Raw genomic sequence first — 17,104 nt, 5'->3', positions numbered from 1 at the left:
AAACAGTACGCTCAGGGAACTCGAGATGACGAACGCGATACCGGACTCGAGCGTCGAGGCGTCGAGCGAAAACGACGCGGCCAGCGACGGGACCGGAACGAGTACGGACGAGCCGGACGCAGCGGGGGACCTTCGCCCATTGTTTCTGGGCGTGGTCGCCGGCGCCCTCGCCTGGGTCGCCGGCTACGCGGTCACTTACGGGCTGGCTCGCGAGTCGATTCGCGCCGACCTCCGAACCGACGTCCTCGAGTCCGCTGCGGGCGAGACGCTCACCGCCGAACTGGTCGCCTGGACCTACCTCAACGCCCACGGGGTGGCGACCGAGGTGCCGCGGCGCGGGCTCTTCAGACTCTTGCCGCCGGAACAGAACGTCGTCCTCGACGGAAGCGGCGCCGAGTGGCTCCTCCTGCTGATTCCACCGCTCGTCATCGCGCTGGCCGGCGCGTACTGCGCATACGATCAACTCGAGCGTCTCGAGTCGATCACCGAGGCAGCGATCGACGGCGCAATGGTCGCCATCGGCTACCTCGCCGTCACGATCGTCGCCGTGCTCCTCTCGACGGTCGCGATCGAGGGTGCGGTAATCCGGCCTTCGCCGCTCGAGTCGATACTCGTCGCCGGCATCGGCTATCCAATCGTCTTCGGTGCGCTCGGCGCCGTCGCCCTCGTTCGGCTCCGCGCTAGCGGTGGCGTTCGAGCTTCGTGACCGCCGTTATTCTCCAAGCTCTCGAGCGACCATCTCGCCCCAGTGGGCGAACCCGTGGCGCTCGTAGAACGCCTGCGCCCGGTCGTTTTCCCGGTCGACGTCGAGTACGAGTCGCTCGAGCGGCAGATCCTGGGCACGGGCGACCGCGAGCGCTCGCTCCATCAGCGCGTCGGCGACGCCGGTCCCGCGCGCGTCGGGAGTGACGTAGATTTCGTTGAGAATAGCCGCGTCCCAGATGTACGCGAGCGACTCCGGAAGGACGAAGACATAGCCGACGAGCGTCGATTTCCGCTCATTTCTCTCCTCGACCGATTCCGGCTCGACGGCGGCGACCGTCACCGCCTCTGGCTCCTCGTCCCGACAGCGTTCGACCCACTCGAGGTAGCCCTCGCGGTAGGCGTCGGTGAGCTTCGATTCGTACCGCTCGGATTTCCCGTCGTCGCCCGTTCCCTCGCCAAGTCCCAGTTCGAACGCTTGTTTGAGCGCCCAGAGGTCGTCCGCGTCGGTCGTCGGGCTGTACGGTCGGATCGTCGGCTCGACGGTCGTGTCCATACCCGCCGATGGTCGCGAGGGGCTAAGGCTCGCCCGATTTCCCGATCTGGTGCGTTCGGCTAATCAGCCCCCAGGGATCGAAGAGGTACACGCCCGCGAGACCGAGCGCCAGAACGACGACGAACAGGCGGGCGGCCTCCGCAAGATCCGTGGGAACCGACGGCTCGAGTGTAATCGCCATCACGCCCGCGACGCTGATCCACAGGACGGCGGTGATCGTCCGCTGACGATGGTTCATACTCGAGTATGGCCTCGAGGCGTACTTCAAGGTCCCGTTTAGCCACGCACACATTCGGGCGGGCTTGTGCTCAGCGACGTGTCCGACCGTTCTTCTGCCCTCCTTCGTATCGGGGAGAATCTACCGTCGAACGGTGGGAGACGGGTTTGGGCGGGTGCTCGAGACTGATCTCCAGAGATCAATACTATGGGTTTCGAAGTCTTTTGGTATAGAAACAATAGTGGATTCCTGACTGTCATCGCCGAGAGGGTGATTTGGACCACGGTCGACTCTCACTGCGTTCGGTTTACCCCTTGATTCAAACGCCATGATCTGGTTTTTCACGATCCGGACGCTCGCTACGCTCGCGAGTTGGATCGTGAAAACGCCGAGAGGGAGATTTGAACTCCCGTGTCCGTGGGGACAGCAGATTTCGAATCTGCCGCCTTGGCCGGGCTAGGCTATCTCGGCTCACTCGTACGTAGCCGGGTGGTGATTTTAGCCGTTTCGGTTTCTCGCAGGCGCGGGGTCAGTTACCACGGTCGCGACCGGCCCGATATTAGAACCGGAACCAGCATCGAAACCATCGCCTTGAGTCGTCACCGACTCGAGCACCATCTACTCGAGCTGCCGCTACCCCAATCACACCACCTGCTCACCACCACCCCGAACGTGACAATAACAGAAGAAATATGGGCGACCCCCTCGAGTCCGACGTCATGGACGTCACTCAGGCCAGCGAAGAGTGCAATACGGTACTCGACGCGATCGGCAAGGCCGTCATCTGCGACCGTGAATTTCTCGAGACCGTCCTCCTCGGCGTCGTTGGACGCGGGCACGTCCTGCTCGAGGACGTCCCCGGCACGGGAAAGACCCTCACAGCCCGCAGCGTCGCGACCGCCCTCGGACTGTCGTTCTCGCGCATCCAGTTCACCCCGGACCTCCTCCCATCCGACGTGACCGGCACCCACGTCTTCAACGAGCAGGACCGGGAGTTCGAGTTCAACGAAGGTCCCATCTTCGCGAACATCGTCCTCGCCGACGAGATCAACCGTGCGCCGCCGAAAACCCAGGCCGCGCTGCTCGAGGCGATGGAGGAAGGGCAGGTGACGACCGACGGCGAGACCCGCCAGCTGCCACAGCCGTTCTTCGTCATCGCGACCCAGAACCCCGTCGAACAGGAGGGGACGTTCCCGCTCCCCGAGGCGCAGGTCGACCGCTTCCTCGTGAAGACCTCGATGGGGTATCCCGACGAAGGTGGAGAGATCGAACTCCTCCAGCGGCGAGCGAGCCGCGACGAGATGAGTCCCTCCATCGAGACGGTGTTCGAACCCGAGCACGTCACCGCCCTCCGGCAGGTTCCCGAGACCGTGACGGTTGACCAGGACCTCCTCGAGTACGTCGTCGCCCTCGCTCGACAGACCCGGACCGATGGCCGCGTCGAGGTCGGCGTCTCTCCCCGCGGGACCCAGCGCCTGTTCGAGGCCGCTCGCGCCTGCGCGACCATCGCGGGCCGGGAGTACGTCACCCCGGACGACATCAAGCGCGTCGCCCACCCGGTGATGGCCCACCGCCTCGTGCTCACGCCCGACGCGACGGTCAACGAGGTCTCGAAGTCCCAGATCGTCGACGCCGTGCTGGATTCGGTGCCGGTACCGACGCTCGAGTGACGGGAACGACGGACTCGAGACTCGGACGAACGTTATCGCGAGACATCGGAATACCTCGCTTCACGGAAAACGCTATCGAGAGCGGTTGGAACACCTCGACACGACCCCGTCCCGGCTCTCGATATCGCTAAAAAAGACCTAACAGTGTCGGCTCAGGCTTCGATTTCCGGCGTTACCTCGTCTTCAACGAGCTCTTTGGACGTCCGGAGCGAGTTTCTGAATTGGCGCTTGTTGTACCGCTTCGCGACGGGTTCGAGCACGCGCTCGAACAGCGAGTCGCCGAACTCGTAATCGGCCCGCTGGACGACCCTCGTCCCGGAATCGGTCTCCGAGTAGTAGTAGTGTAGCTCCCCGGTCATACCGGGGCTCTCGAACGTGGTGATCGTGTGTTCGTTCGGTTCGACGATCCGCATCTCCATTTTACCGTCCATCGAGGTACCCAGCATCTTGTAGGTGGCATTCATCCGGAGGCCGTCGTCGGCCTCCTCGACGGTCTCGACGTCAGTCAGGCTGGGCATGGTGCGGCGCCAGTTCTCGGGGTCGATCCCGAGCTGAAAGACGCGGTCTACGGGCGCTTCGATTTCGATCGTGTGCTCGAACGTGGGCATCTATATCATCTATGTGTCAACTCGAATCACGCACTTACCTCTCGAAGGAATCGGGTACGACGACGGCTGACTCGCCTAATATAGGTACGCTGAGGTAATAAGGCTATGCTCGGCGACGCGACGTCGGGGGCCGTTACCCTGTGTTCTTCATCCCGGCAGCGACCCCCTTGACCGTCAGCCTGAGCGTTCTCTCTTCGACGTCGGTTCGGTGGGTTCGCCCCAGAAGGTGTGTCTGGAGGAAGTTGAGCGGATCGACGTAGGGGTTCCGTCGCTCGAGGTTCTCGCCCATCCAGTCGCGCGTGTGCAGAGTCTCGCGCTGGCCGATCGTCTTGACCAGGTCGACCGCGCGCTCGTACTCCTCGGTCACTCGCGGGAAGAACCGCTCTCGCAAGTCCTCGGTCGCCAGGTCGGCGTACTGTTCGGCGATCTCGAGTTCCGTTCGCGAGAGCGAGAGCGCCGCGTTGTCGAGCGTCGTGCGGAAGAACGGCCACTCCTCGTACATCGTCTGCAGGGTCTCGACGTCGCCACCGTTCTCGAGGTAGGCGTCGATGCCGTCGGCGACGGCGTACCAGCCCGGCAGGATGCACCGGGCCTGCGTCCAGGAGAAGACCCACGGGATCGCCCGCAGGTCCTCGACCGTCCGTTCGCCGCTCCGGGAGGCCGGCCGCGAGCCCAGGTCGAGGTCCTCGATGACGGTGATGGGCGTCGCCTGTTCGAAGTACTGGACGAAGCCGTCGGTTTCGAGCAGGTCGCGGTACTCCTGGCGGGCCGCATCGGCCATGGTGTCCATCGCCTCGACCCACTCCTCTTCGATGCGCTCCTCGGGTTGCTCGATCGCCTGTTTTCGCGCTCGCAACTGGGCGTTGAGCATCTGTTCGATGTTACGCTCGGCGATGCGAGGGTTGCCGTACTTCTCGGCGATTGCCTCCCCCTGCTCGGTGAACTTGACCTGGCCGGTGACGGTGCTGTTCGGCAGGGCCAGCAGGGCCTCTCCCATCGGGCCCCCGCCGCGGGAGATGGACCCCCCGCGGCCGTGGAACAGGCGCATCGTCACGTCGTAGTCGTCACAGATCTGACCGAGTCGGCGCTGGTTCTTGTACAGCGACCAGTTCGCCGCCAGGAACCCGTTCTCCTTGTTCGAGTCGGAGTACCCCAGCATGATCTCCTGGGTGCGCCCGCGGGCCTCGAGCACCTGCGAGTAGGCCTCGTTGTCGAACAGCGTCCCCATGATGCGTCGAGCGCCCGAGAGGGCGTACTCCGTCTCGAGCAGTGGCACGATGTCGATGCCGCAGTGTTCCGGCAGGGAGACGATACCGGCCTGGTCGGCCAGGAACAGCACCTCGAGAACGTGAGAGGGCTCATTGTTCATCGAGATGCAGTAGGTGTCGATGGCCTCGTTGCCGTACTCGGCCTGCCAGTCGGCGAGGCTGTCGAAGAGGGTGACGACGCGGCTCGAGGTGTCCGAGAGGTCCTCCGTCCGGGAGAGGTCGACGATCGGCTGATCCTGGAGGACGGCGTCGGTGAGCAACTCGACGCGTTCGTCCTCCGAGAGGGACTTGTACTCGATGCCTTCCCGCGAGAGGACCTCGTCGATGGCGTCCGTGTGGTTCTGGCGGTGATCGCGCAGGTCGAGGCTGGCCAGCGAGAGGCCGAACGTGGCGACCTGTCTACGCAGGGGGTCGACGTGAGCCTCGACCACGGTTTCCCCGCTGTTCTCCCGGAGGCTGTCGGCGATGATTTCGAGGTCCTCCACGAGTTCGTCGGCGTCATCGTAGCCGCCGGGGCGCACGTCGCCGACGCGCTCGAGGCGCTCGCGCATCAACTTGAGCTTCTGGCGGTAGGGCTCGCCAGGGTAGCGTTCCTTCGCCGTTTTCGCACTGCCCGGTAGTCGCTCCCGGTCGGCCTCGAGGGAAGCGTCGAACGTGTTGCCGGTGGTGATCCGACTGCCGTCCTGGCTGAGCACGCCCGAGAGCCGCTTGAGTTGCTCGCGATAGCGGTCGATCACGACCTCGCGTTGCCGTTCGAGGGTGTTGGCCGTCACCTCGGGCGTAACGTAGGGGTTGCCGTCGCGGTCGCTTCCGGCCCACGAGCGGAACTCGAAGAGTTTGGGGACGTCGATGGCCCCGTCGAGTTCGTCGTCCAGCGCGTCGGCCAGTTCGTCGTACACCTCGCCGACGACGTCGAAGAGCGTGTTCTCGAGGTACCACTGGACGTTCCGGGCCTCGTCTTCGGGTTCGGGCTGGCGCTTGCGAACCTGCGGCGTCTGCCAGAGGCTTGTCACCTCGGCGTCGACGTCCCGCCAGACCTGCTCGCGCTCCTTGTCGGTCAGCAACCGCTCGTCTAGCGTCTCGAGGTGGGTCGCTACCGTTCGGAGCTTGGATTTGACCGTCTTCCGACGGGCTTCCGTCGGGTGGGCGGTGAACGTCGGTTCAATGAGCACGTCGTCGAGGATGCCTGCGACGGTCTCGAGGTCGGCCTCCGAGAGTTCCTCGGCGGCCGTCTCGAGGCTGTCGTCGAGCGTTCCGTCCTGGGAGTCCTGACGGATCGACCGGACGCGTTCGCGCTCCTCGGCGAGGTTGATCAGTTCGAAGTAGGTCGTGAACGCACGGGCGACCACGCGTTGCTGGTGTGGCGATAGTCCTTCGAGTTCGGTAGCCAGCGGCTCCCGGGACTCGATGTCTCCCGCGCGGTAGTCGATGGCGGCCGTTCGACAGGATTCGACGGTGTCGAACGCACGACGCGACGTCTGGTCCTCGAGGACGTCACCCAGGAGGGCCCCGAGTTCACGAACGTCCTGTCGGACTTCCCTGTTGTGCAGTCGCATACCAACACTCTACGGGCCCTATTGCTAAAAACTCCGTACAGCGCGAAAGTTTGCCACGTGAATCGTCTTTCGTGAAGGTTGTGGGTTCCGGGAACTAATGAAGCGACCGCATCCGTGAGCCTGGCCTGTTCGCCGGTAGTCCTCGATCCGGTTCCGTTGGACCCGCTCGAGCCCTTCTTGGCGGAGTCGAAGCCTCCCCCTATCATATCAGTATAGATTTGTTTTCTGCAATTCCTGAATCTGCACCCAGGGCCACACCCCTCCTCGAGAGAGTGACCAATTTATTAGAAGAATGGTATATGGCTTCTCGAGTAGTGCATTATAATTGGTGATGAATATGGCAACAGAACAATCGACCGTACACGAAGCGCAGATCGAAACTGACGCTCGCTTGCGAAATGGTTCACTCCTGATGGCGCTCGCCGGATTGGGATTCGTCGGCTACGGCATCGTCTTCCTCGTTCGGGCACTGACGGGAACCGGATTCGAACTCGGCGTGGCGACCCTCGATGGGGTCACCCGGGTGGAATTGGCCGCAACCTACCCCGAAGTGGCGTACTACATCACCCACGCTCACGTCGCCCTCGCCGGATTCATTCTAACGACGGGGATCGCCATCACGGCGTTGGCGTGGTACGGCGTCCGCAGCGGACAGCTGTGGGCGTGGGCGACGGCGGTCACGGCGGCCGTTCTCGGACTGGTGATCGCCCTCCCAATGCACTACACTGGCGGGTTCGCCCACGACTGGGTGACCCATCTCGGCCCGATCTACCTCGCGGCGGTCGTGTTCGTCATCGGCGCCGTGCTGGCCTTGCTCAGCATCCGCGCATCGACTCTCAGCGTGGAATGAGTCCCCCACTCTGTTTTTCGTTCGTCGGTAGCGTCGGCGAATTCACTGCGTTCACCTAACAGCACAGCAATTCGACGTCTATTTTCGAGGGTATCGTGAGTTCAACGGTACCCTCGAGACACCCTCACTACCTCAGTTGTACTCGCGCCAGCGATAGCCACACTCGGTACACTTGAAAAACCGCGTCGGCGGCTCGTCGGCGGAGGCCGTCTGCTTGATCGTGTACCAGGCTTCCTCGGTGTCACACTTGTCACAGCGGACGTCGTTCGCGATTGGCTTTCCCTCGAAGTTCGCGTCCGCGTCGGACTCGATCACGTCGTCGAACGTCTGGGATTCGGTCGTGACGAACGAGGCCTCTTGCTCCCGGTCTCGAGCCGTCGACGCGCCGCAGTCGTCGTTGGTGCAGACCATGTGGTCCCCGTTGGCTTTCATCATCGAACCGCAATCGTCGCAGAACTGCATACTCGAAGTATCGGCTCGAGGGGCAAAAACGATGCGTCAGGCAGCCCGGCCGAGGCGTGTCGAGAACGTCTTTCCACCCTCGAGACGGTGAGTATTTCGCCCTCCATCCGCGAGTATCACGTATGAACCAGACCACGGAGACCACTGTCCGCGTCCTCCCGGGCCGGACCGCAGGCGAGTGGCTCCTCCTCGAGGTCGATACGGCCGATCCAACGTACGTCGAGCGACCCGACCCGGACGGCGACCCCGATTCGGACGACGACGCGGATCGAAACGACCCTGGACTCGACCACGGTAACCGGATCGAGGCAACGCTCGACTGGGACGACGGCGAACCCAGACTCACTTCCTGGACGGTTCTCGAGTCGACGCGATTTCGCTTCCGTCGGACGGACGCTCCCGTCTTCCAGGCCGCCCAGCACTGCTTCGAGGAGGCCCGACGAGCGGGCGAGGCGATGAACGCCCGCGTGATTCACGACACCGACGGTCGCCCCAACGGCGTCGTCTACACGTTCGCGGATCAGCCGGGACAGCGCGACCTCTACGCCGAGTTTCGCGACGGCGAGAAGCCCCTCGAGCCCCTGCTCGAGCGCGCCGCCGAGTCGACCGAGCCACCGTTTTCAGTCTGGGTGCTCGACGTAAACGAGCCGTTCGTGCTCGTGACCATCGTCCTCGATCCGGACGGGTTACTCGAGGAGAAGATGCGCGAGACGTACGGGATTGCCGGGTAGGAACCGTCCCTTTCAGTCGCGGGGCGAGTACCGCGACCTGGCCGCTCACTCGTAGGTGAAAAAGCGGACGTTACAGGACGGGCAGACAAGTTTTTCCTGCGGCGTCTTGCCGACCGGCGTCGCTTCGCCACAGCAACTCGCACGCGTGATCGTCACCTCGCCGCCACAGAGCGGGCACTCCTCGAGGAGCGACCGAAGGGGGCGCCCCGCAGCGCGAGCGACCGCGTCGTCGACCCGCTCCTCGAGCGCGCGAGCCGCGGCGAGTTCGGCGATGGCGACTCCCTGGTGGAGTGTCACGGGTGCGCCCTCGGCCGGGTCCAGGATGACGACGGGGCGACCCCACTGCTGGCGGGTACGCGTATCAACGTTCGGCGGCGTCACCTCGTCGGCCACGTCGGCCAGCGCCTCGAGGTCCAGGTAGCGAAGCGATGCCATCTCACGACGCCAATCTTCGTGGAAGCCCGGGTCGAGCACCACGTCCTCGGCCTCGAGGTCGACGACGCCGGCCTCGAGCAGCGTAGTGAGGACGACTTCCCCGTCCGGTGGGGTGTCGTCGCTCGGGTCCGAAGACGTGTCCGTGGATGCGGTCGAACTCGCCGTCGACGCGGGCCGGGTCTCTGCGGTCTCGTCGGTGACTCCGGACCCGGTGGCGTCGGCCAGCGATCCGGTCGTCGACCCCCTCTCGTGACCGAACGGATCGACCGGCAGCCTGGCGAAGAGCTTCGGCGCCAGGCGGGGCGTGTACGGGACGAGGTAGCCCCGGAGGCCGATCCCGGCGACGCCAGCAGTTGCGACCCCCACCGCGGTCCGCCGCCGCCCCCTGAGAGCGAGGACGCCGACCGCCGCGACGAGTAGCACGACGTTGGTCACCGTACACGGCCAGCAGCGATTCTCCCCGGTGTACTCCGGGCGCCGAACGCGCTCGAGCGGTGTAGCCATACGGGGCAATTTCTGGTGGGACGGCTTGAGTGTGGCGCTGGAGACAGGCTTTTTACAACAGGTGTTATACGTCGACTGGAATGAACGTGCGCCCTCTACAGTCCAGCGGGCCGGTGGTTCGACATGGACGGTGACGAACTGGTCGCGACGCTCGAAGACGCGGGCCTCTCGCCGTACCAGGCCGACGCATTCGTGACGCTGCTCGAACTGGGCGCTGCGTCGGCAACCGACGTCGCCCAAGCCAGTTCCGTCCCCGACCCGCGGATCTACGACGTCCTGCGCGGCCTCGAGGACGATGGATACATCGAACTCTACGAACAGGACAGCCTGCACGCCCGCGCCCACGACCCGGGCGAGGTTCTCGCCGACCTTCGCTCGCGGGCGAGTCGCTTCGAGACGGCCGCCGCCGAGATAGAAGAGCGCTGGAACCGGCCCGATATCGAGGACCACAAAGTCAGCATCGTCAAACGGCTCGACACGGTGCTGACACAGGCCGACGAGTTGATCCGGGAAGCGACGACGCAGGTGCAGGTCGGTCTGACGGTCGAGCAGTACTACGAACTCGAGGACGCACTCGCGGCGGCCCTCGAGCGGGGCACCGACGTGAAGGTGTGTCTGTTTCCCGCGGTCGACGGGGAGATGGACCTCCCGTCGACGGAGTCGCTGGCGCGTACCTGTACGGAGGCCCGACGTCGGCCGATCCCCTCGCCGTTCGTCGCGCTCGTCGATCGGTCCTGGACGTGTTTCTCCCCGCACGGGTACTCGACGAACGAGTACGGCGTCATCGTCAACGACCGGACACACACTTTCGTCTTCCACTGGTACTTCCTGACCAGCCTCTGGGAGGTCCACGAGACGATCTACTCGGCTCGGAACGACGAGTTCCCCGTCACCTACGTCGACCTCCGACACTGCCTCCGTGACGTCATCCCTCTGCTCGAGGACGGGGTGCCCATCGAGGCCACGGTCGAGGGAATCGAGACGGATTCGGGACTGGAGGTCACGCAGTCTGGGACGGTGACGGACGCCACCTACGCAGGCGTCGCGACGGAAGCCGATCACCCGGCCCCGCTGTCCCAGCTTGCGGGCGAGGCGTCGATCACCCTCGAGACCACAGACGGACCCGTTACCGTCGGTGGCTGGGGCGCGATGCTCGAGGACCTCGAGGCGACTCGCATCACGATCAATTCGAGCGCTTGAGGAATTAGTGAAGTATTACCTCTTCATGAATGGTTACTACGTTCGGGTGCTATTGTTGAGTAACGTCGTCGCATCGAATCCGCCGTCTCGGTTCGGTGAACGTACCGCAGACGATGTCTTCTCCAGAACACATACCGCTCGACGACTGTCTTCGCTTCATTTACAACACCTGTTGTACCTGATCCAGTAGTTATAAATACGAACGACATTGTTATCTCCGGCTATGAGTGAGAGAAACTCACAGGGGAGCGACGGAATCGACTCGAGCGTCTCGCGTCGGACGTTCGTGAAAGCAGCGGGGGCGAGCGGGGCCGCGGTGAGTCTCGCGGGGTGTATCTACGGCGACGAAGGCGATGGCGGCTCCGGGGACACCATAACGATCGCGATGGGATCGACGACCATCTCGGACATCGAGGACAACCTCCCGGACCTGCTCCACGAAAACGGGCTGAGCGACGACGTCGAAATCGACTTCAGTTCCCAGGAGGACGACTCCGGCGCGCAGCGAGACCAGTATATATCGCTGCTCGAGGCCGAGGAGTCCAGCCCCGACCTGTTCATGATGGACACGGGGTGGGCGAACGTGTTCATCGAACAGGGCTACATCGCCAACCTGTCGGAGGAACTCGACGACGATACCCTTGACCGGATCGACAGCGACTACTTCGAGGCGTTCACCAACACGGTTCGCGACACCGAGAGCGGCGACCTCTACGGCGTTCCGCTGTTCCCGGACTACGCGGTCATGCTGTACAACAAGGGATACGCACGCGAAGCCGGGTACTCCGACGAGGACTTCGAACAGTGGGAGACCGAGCCGATGACCTGGCAGGAGTGGGCCGAGACGGCCCAGGAGGTCACCGAGGCGTCGAACGCCGAGTTCGGCTTCTCGACCCAGTGGGACATCTACGAGGGGACCGCCTGCTGCACGTTCAACGAGGTCATGACCTCCTTCGGCGGCGCGTACTTCGGCGGCGAGGAGAACCTGGGCGGACCGGTTGGCGACCGCCCGGTCACCATCGACGAACCGGAGTTCATCGAGGCGCTCAGCATGATGTACACCCTCGCCGCCCAGGAGGAAGACGAGTACACGCTCGACGACTATCCGGTCGGTGTGGCGTCGCCGGACATCACCCAGTGGAAAGAGAACCCCGCACTCTCCCCGTTCACGGAGGGCAAAGCGGCGTTCCATCGCAACTGGCCGTACTCGATCGTCGAGACCCTCAGCGGCGACTACGACTTCGAAGGGCAGGACGACCTCGGCGTGATGCCACTCCCTTACGCCGTCGAGGACGGCGAGGGTGCCTACCCGGGTACGGGTGGCTCGACCTCGGCCCAGGGCGGTTGGCACATCTGCATGAATCCCAATGCCGAGCGAAAGGAGCAGGCACTGGAGGTGCTCACCGCCATGACCGAGGACGACTTCAACCTCGGGATGCTCGAGGCCATCGCGTGGCTACCACCGAAGCCCAACCTTTTCGAGTCCGAGGAGGCGACCGACCCCGACGCCGTTGGCGTCGTGGCCCACTACATGAACACGCTTCAGGTCGCTGGCGAGGGAGCGATGCCCCGCCCGGTCACCACGGAGTGGCCTTCCCAGGCAAACGCGATCGCGGAACAGGCTAACCAGGCCGTCGCTGGCCAGAAGAGCCCCGAGGAGGCCGCCGCCGAACTCCAGACCTCCATCGAGGACATCGAATCCTCACAATGAGCACCGAAGGTGAGGCGGCCGGGACCGCTCGAGAATCGCGGCGATCGGGGCCGCTCGTCGCGGCCACGCGGTGGCTCGAGAACCTCGGGGAGACTGCGTTCGCGTACCTCCTGTTGACCCCCGTATTCGTCCTGCTTGGGACGATCGCACTCTACCCCCTGTTGCGAACGTTCGAGCTGTCGATGTACACGGGCATTCTGGGCGACGGCGAGGCGGAGTTCGTCGGCCTCCAGCACTACGTCGACCTGTTCAGCGGCGACGCGAACCCGAAACTCCCCGGCTCAGTGACCTTCCTCCCCGATGTAACTACGAGCGGGAACTTCCCGTTCGTTCACGTCGAGGGCTGGGCACGCAGCACACTCGTCGTGACGATACTCTTCGCCGCCATCAGCGTCTTCTTCGAGACGATCATCGGATTCGGCCAGGCGCTCGTCCTGGACAAGGACTTCCGGGGCCGCCGGTGGGTCCGCGCGGCGATCATCATCCCGTGGGCGATTCCGCTCGTCATCCAGGGGATGATCTTCTACCTGATGTTCCACCCGAGCACCGGTTTCCTGACCCAGTACCTCTCGTCGATCGGCATCGTCGCCCCGACGAACACCCTCAACGATCCCTCGAGCGCGTTCCTGATCGTCACCGTGGCCGACATCTGGAAGACGACGGCGTTCATGGCCCTGCTCATCCTCGCGGGGCTCCAGAGCATCGACCGGAGCCTCTACGACGTCGCGAAGGTGTCGGGCGCCACGCGGTGGCAGCAGTTCAAGCTCATCACGTTCCCGCTCGTCCTCCCGGCGCTCGGCATCGCCGTCCTCTTCCGGACGATCGACGCCATGCGCGTCTACGGCCTGATCGACTCCGTCTCGAGCTGTACGACAGTCCCCTCGCTGTCGTGCATGGTCGTCGAGACGTTCTACTCGAGTCGAGGGCTCGCCTCCGCGGTCGCGTTCGTGACCGCTGGCATCATCGGCGTGGCCGTAATTGGAGTCATCTACCAGCAGTACAAGGAGGGTGGGATCTGACATGGCGACGCCATCCACGACGGAACCGGAAGTGGAACCAGACGCGACGGACGCTGCCGACGATCGCGAACGCAAGCAGGGGCCACTCGGCCGCTGGACGCGCGGCGTCCTTGAGGAAGAGGCGAAACGTCAGCGCCTCTACCGGGCGCTGTTCTGGACCGCCTGCGCGTTCTTCCTCGTGACGACGCTGTTTCCCTTCTACTGGCTGCTCGTGCTCGCGCTGACGCCGAACAGCCAGATCCTCACGGGCGACTGGTCCCTTCCAGTGATCGGCCTCGAGTTCCCGCACCCGCAGGGGTTCAACGTCACTGCGTTCGTCGAGGTGTTCCAGGAGGTGCCCTTCCACCTCTTCGTCTTCAACAGCTTCGTGCTGGCGACGACGACCACGATCATCGTCCTCGCCGTCGCGACGCTCGCTGGCTACGTCTTCGGGCGTCTCGAGTTCCCCGGCCGCGGGGCGCTCATGCTCGCAGTGCTGGTGATCTCGTACTTCCCGCCGGCGGCGTTCCTGATTCCGCTGTTCGACGCATTCCTCGGCAACGCCGTCGTGATCCCGTTCCTGGGCGTCGAACTGTTCCAGTCGCCGCGGCTCGTGAACACACCGGGGTCGATGATCATGCCGTTCAGCGCGCTGTTCTTACCGCTGGCGATCTTTATCCTGACGACGTTCTACGCCCAGATTCCCGACGGGCTCGAGGATGCCGCGCGCGTCGAGGGGACGACCCGGCTGGGGGCGCTGTTCAGGGTGATCATGCCGCTGTCGGCCCCCGGAATCGCGACCGCGGCCGTGTTGACGTTCATCTCGGTCTACAACGAGTACTTCTTCAGTTCGATCATGGCGCTGGAAAACCAGCCCCAGAACTGGTCGCCGCTGGTCGGCGGCATCCTGAGCTACCAGACCCAGTACACGACCGACTTCAACCTGATGGCGGCGGCGAGCATCGTCGGGGTCCTCCCTGTCGTGGTCCTCGTTATCGTCGCCCAGGAGCGTATCGTCAGCGGATTGACCGCCGGCGCGCTCAAAGAATGACTACACGCAGCACCCACTATCACTACCAATGGCACGCGTAACACTCGAACACGTCACGAAACGCTACGAAGACGTCACCGCGGTCGACGACATGAACCTCGAAATCGAGGACGGGGAGTTCGTCTGTCTCGTCGGTCCCTCGGGGTGTGGAAAGTCGACGACGATGGAAACGATCGCCGGCCTCACGAAGCCCACGGAGGGGACGATTCACATCGGGGACCGGGACGTCACGAAACTCCCGCCGAAGGATCGCGGGGTGTCGATGGTCTTCCAGAACATCGCGCTGTTCCCGCACATGAACGTCTACGAGAACATCTCGTTCGGCCTTCGACTCCGGAAGTACGACAAGGACGAGATCGACCGCCGGGTCGACCAGGCCGCCGACATCGTCCAGCTCGAGGGGATGCTCGAGCGCGAGCCGAACGAGCTCTCGGGCGGACAGCAACAGCGGGTCGCCATCGCGCGGGCGATCGTCCGCGAACCGGACGTCTTCCTGATGGACGAACCGCTGGCGAACCTCGACGCCAAGCTCAGAGTCCACATGCGGACCGAGTTACAACGGTTGCACAAACAGCTCGAGACAACGATCATCTACGTCACTCACGACCAGGCCGAGGCGATGACGATGTCCGATCGCATCGCCGTCATCAACGCCGGCGAACTCCAGCAGATCGACCCACCGTTAGTCTGTTACAACGAACCCGCCAACCGGTTCGTCGCCGGCTTCATCGGCTCACCGTCGATGAACTTCGTCGAGGGAGAGCTCACCGCCGGGGGACTCTCGACCGAGCACTTCGACCTCGAGTTCGACGCCAGCGCGATCGACGTCCCGTCGGGCGAGGCGATCACGATGGGGGTCCGGCCCGAGGACATCTACCTGACCAAAAACGTCGACTCGGCGACCAGCGCTTCCGAGGTCGTCGAGGCCCGGACGGACGTCCTTGAGCCGATGGGCGATCAGATATTCGTCTACCTGTCGCTCGACGAGACGAGCGCCGAGATGATGACGAGCGACGAGGCGTCGGCGGCCTCGAACCAGCTCCTGATGAGCGTCGACCCGGACACGGACATCGACGAGGATCAGTCGATTTCGGTCGTCCTCGATCGGTCGAAGGTGCATCTGTTCGATCCCGGAACGGGGAACGCGATCGCCCACGGGGTCGAGTCGCTGTCTCACGCCACACCTGAAACCGAAGCCGGGGCCGAGACGGCCGACGTCGCTCGAGCCGACTCCGAATCGGGTGGTCGACGTGAGTAGCTTGATTCCAGTGGTCTACTACGGCGGGCTGACGATCCTGTTTTTCTTCTGGATCTACGGAATCGTCTCGTTCGCCCTCGACGTCAAGAACAGGATCATCCCGGGCATCGCCCAGTACCGCCGCGGGCGCGCCAAACGCGAGCAGCAGCGAGAACAGGATCGCGAGCGTACCGAACGCGAGGAGCAACTGTACTGAATCGATGACCGACGAACTACCCATCCGAGCCGGAATCGTCGGCTGCGGGAACATCGGCCAGTACCACGCCGACCGCCTCCAGGAACTTGGCGTCGACCTCGTCGGGGGCATGGACGTCTCGGCGCAGGCACGCGAGCGGTTCGCCCAGCGCTACGGCGTCGATGCCTACGACGATCACCACGAGCTCTACGACGCGGTCGACGCGGTCGTGATCACCACGCCCAACCGATTCCACGAAGAGTACGCAGTCGACGCGTTCGAGCACGACCTCCACGTCCTGCTCGAGAAGCCGCTGGCACACTCCCTCGAGAGCGCCGAGCGCATCGCGGCGGCGGCGAGCGAGAGCGCAGGCACCTGTACGGTCGGCTTCCACAACCGGTTTCGAAACGCCGTCCGCCTCGTCGCCGACCGGATCGAACGCGGCGATATGGGCGAGATAACCCACATCGAGGCGAACTACGTCCGCCGGCGAGGCGTTCCCGGCCGCGGCTCCTGGTTTACTCGTCAAGACATCGCTGGCGGCGGCGCGTTGATCGACCTCGGCGTTCACGCCATCGACCTCGCGCTATACCTGCTCGACCACCCCGAGATCAGCGACGTTTCGGGAGTCACCCGGAGCGAGTTCGGCTCCCGCGAGGACTACGCCTACCTCGAGATGTGGGGCGAGGACGCCGGGCCGGAGGGGTTCGACGTGGACGACTCCGCCAGCGCGTTCGTTCGCTGTGCGGACGATCGGACTATCTCGCTCGAGGTCGCCTGGGCGACGAACCGCCCGCCGACTCACGAATTCGTCGTCCAGGGGACCGAGGCCGCGGCCCGGTTCGACTTGCTCGAAGACCAGGTGGCGATTCACTCCGCGAGTCCGGACGGGGCGAACCACTTCGTGGACTCGACGCTCGAGCCGGCGGCGAACGACGCGCACTCGGACGAACAACGGGCGTTCCTGGCGGCCATCGGGGGCGGGGACGACGACGTCGCCGCGAGCGTCGAGGAGGCGCTCGCGGTACAGCGGGTCATCGATTCGATCTACCGCTCGAGTGATGAGGGGCACCCGATCAGGCTCGAGCAGTCCTGAGCGATAGGGTACGGCTACTTCGTTCGGTCGACTCTGTCGTATCTGAATCAGACAAC

Annotated in this window: 17 protein-coding genes and 1 tRNA gene; 11 read left to right on the top strand and 7 right to left on the bottom strand. The window is 64.2% G+C overall.

What is annotated here, in order from left to right; translation table 11 throughout:
• Nucleotides 1-25: 25 nt before the first annotated feature.
• Nucleotides 26-706, top strand: coding sequence for a DUF7978 family protein (locus NGM29_RS11310; RefSeq protein WP_254156284.1), 681 nt, complete (start codon nucleotides 26-28; stop codon nucleotides 704-706).
• Nucleotides 707-712: 6 nt separating this feature from the next.
• On the opposite strand, the gene NGM29_RS11305 is transcribed toward NGM29_RS11310, so the two are convergent.
• From NGM29_RS11305 to NGM29_RS11295, 3 genes are all read right to left on the bottom strand, one after another.
• Nucleotides 713-1,258: a GNAT family N-acetyltransferase gene (locus tag NGM29_RS11305; protein ID WP_254156283.1), complete on the bottom strand. Its 546-nt coding sequence runs from the start codon at nucleotides 1,256-1,258 to the stop codon at nucleotides 713-715.
• A gap of 22 nt (nucleotides 1,259-1,280) precedes the next feature.
• On the bottom strand, nucleotides 1,281-1,496 hold the full coding sequence (locus NGM29_RS11300; protein WP_254156282.1) for a hypothetical protein: 216 nt from the start codon (nucleotides 1,494-1,496) through the stop codon (nucleotides 1,281-1,283).
• A 365-nt stretch (nucleotides 1,497-1,861) separates the two neighbouring features.
• Nucleotides 1,862-1,946, bottom strand: a tRNA-Ser gene (locus tag NGM29_RS11295).
• A 248-nt stretch (nucleotides 1,947-2,194) separates the two neighbouring features.
• Between NGM29_RS11295 and NGM29_RS11290 the strand changes: the two genes are divergently transcribed.
• Nucleotides 2,195-3,145: an AAA family ATPase gene (locus NGM29_RS11290; protein WP_254156281.1), complete on the top strand. Its 951-nt coding sequence runs from the start codon at nucleotides 2,195-2,197 to the stop codon at nucleotides 3,143-3,145.
• A 152-nt stretch (nucleotides 3,146-3,297) separates the two neighbouring features.
• Here the strand turns inward: NGM29_RS11290 and NGM29_RS11285 are convergent, their stop codons facing one another.
• On the bottom strand, nucleotides 3,298-3,753 hold the full coding sequence (locus NGM29_RS11285; protein WP_254156280.1) for an SRPBCC family protein: 456 nt from the start codon (nucleotides 3,751-3,753) through the stop codon (nucleotides 3,298-3,300).
• Nucleotides 3,754-3,886: 133 nt separating this feature from the next.
• Nucleotides 3,887-6,577, bottom strand: a complete 2,691-nt coding sequence (gene ppc / locus NGM29_RS11280) for a phosphoenolpyruvate carboxylase (RefSeq protein WP_254156278.1) — start codon at nucleotides 6,575-6,577, stop codon at nucleotides 3,887-3,889.
• A 337-nt stretch (nucleotides 6,578-6,914) separates the two neighbouring features.
• Between ppc and NGM29_RS11275 the strand changes: the two genes are divergently transcribed.
• Nucleotides 6,915-7,427, top strand: a complete 513-nt coding sequence (locus tag NGM29_RS11275) for a hypothetical protein (protein ID WP_254156276.1) — start codon at nucleotides 6,915-6,917, stop codon at nucleotides 7,425-7,427.
• Nucleotides 7,428-7,559: 132 nt separating this feature from the next.
• Here the strand turns inward: NGM29_RS11275 and NGM29_RS11270 are convergent, their stop codons facing one another.
• The gene (locus tag NGM29_RS11270; protein ID WP_254156274.1) at nucleotides 7,560-7,889 is read right to left on the bottom strand and encodes a transcription factor S; all 330 of its coding nucleotides are present in this window, start codon (nucleotides 7,887-7,889) and stop codon (nucleotides 7,560-7,562) included.
• A gap of 122 nt (nucleotides 7,890-8,011) precedes the next feature.
• Here NGM29_RS11270 and NGM29_RS11265 point away from each other — a divergent pair, with 122 nt between their 5' ends.
• The gene (locus tag NGM29_RS11265; protein ID WP_254156272.1) at nucleotides 8,012-8,620 is read left to right on the top strand and encodes a DUF6663 family protein; all 609 of its coding nucleotides are present in this window, start codon (nucleotides 8,012-8,014) and stop codon (nucleotides 8,618-8,620) included.
• 45 nt (nucleotides 8,621-8,665) lie between these two features.
• On the opposite strand, the gene NGM29_RS11260 is transcribed toward NGM29_RS11265, so the two are convergent.
• The gene (locus tag NGM29_RS11260) at nucleotides 8,666-9,559 is read right to left on the bottom strand and encodes a DUF8054 domain-containing protein (RefSeq protein WP_254156271.1); all 894 of its coding nucleotides are present in this window, start codon (nucleotides 9,557-9,559) and stop codon (nucleotides 8,666-8,668) included.
• A gap of 123 nt (nucleotides 9,560-9,682) precedes the next feature.
• Here NGM29_RS11260 and NGM29_RS11255 point away from each other — a divergent pair, with 123 nt between their 5' ends.
• From NGM29_RS11255 to NGM29_RS11225, 7 genes are all read left to right on the top strand, one after another.
• Entirely contained in the window at nucleotides 9,683-10,759 is a 1,077-nt protein-coding gene (locus NGM29_RS11255) for a TrmB family transcriptional regulator (RefSeq protein WP_254156269.1), read from the top strand.
• 223 nt (nucleotides 10,760-10,982) lie between these two features.
• A complete protein-coding gene (locus NGM29_RS11250; protein WP_254156267.1) occupies nucleotides 10,983-12,470 on the top strand; it encodes an extracellular solute-binding protein in 1,488 nt (495 codons plus the stop codon).
• A complete protein-coding gene (locus tag NGM29_RS11245) occupies nucleotides 12,467-13,489 on the top strand; it encodes a carbohydrate ABC transporter permease (RefSeq protein WP_254156266.1) in 1,023 nt (340 codons plus the stop codon). The genes NGM29_RS11250 and NGM29_RS11245 overlap by 4 nt, the downstream gene beginning before the upstream one ends.
• 1 nt (nucleotide 13,490) lies before the next feature.
• Complete coding sequence (locus tag NGM29_RS11240; protein ID WP_254156264.1) at nucleotides 13,491-14,519, top strand: carbohydrate ABC transporter permease; 1,029 nt, start codon at nucleotides 13,491-13,493, stop codon at nucleotides 14,517-14,519.
• 28 nt (nucleotides 14,520-14,547) lie between these two features.
• Nucleotides 14,548-15,777, top strand: coding sequence for an ABC transporter ATP-binding protein (locus tag NGM29_RS11235; protein ID WP_254156262.1), 1,230 nt, complete (start codon nucleotides 14,548-14,550; stop codon nucleotides 15,775-15,777).
• The gene (locus NGM29_RS11230) at nucleotides 15,770-15,973 is read left to right on the top strand and encodes a DUF8005 family protein (protein ID WP_254156260.1); all 204 of its coding nucleotides are present in this window, start codon (nucleotides 15,770-15,772) and stop codon (nucleotides 15,971-15,973) included. Before NGM29_RS11235 ends, NGM29_RS11230 begins: the two co-directional genes overlap by 8 nt.
• A 4-nt stretch (nucleotides 15,974-15,977) precedes the next feature.
• Entirely contained in the window at nucleotides 15,978-17,048 is a 1,071-nt protein-coding gene (locus NGM29_RS11225; protein WP_254156259.1) for a Gfo/Idh/MocA family protein, read from the top strand.
• Nucleotides 17,049-17,104: the final 56 nt, after the last annotated feature.

It is taken from the genome of Natronosalvus rutilus (genome assembly GCF_024204665.1).
Taxonomy (GTDB): domain Archaea; phylum Halobacteriota; class Halobacteria; order Halobacteriales; family Natrialbaceae; genus Natronosalvus; species Natronosalvus rutilus.
This window is presented reverse-complemented; position numbering and strand designations above follow the sequence as displayed.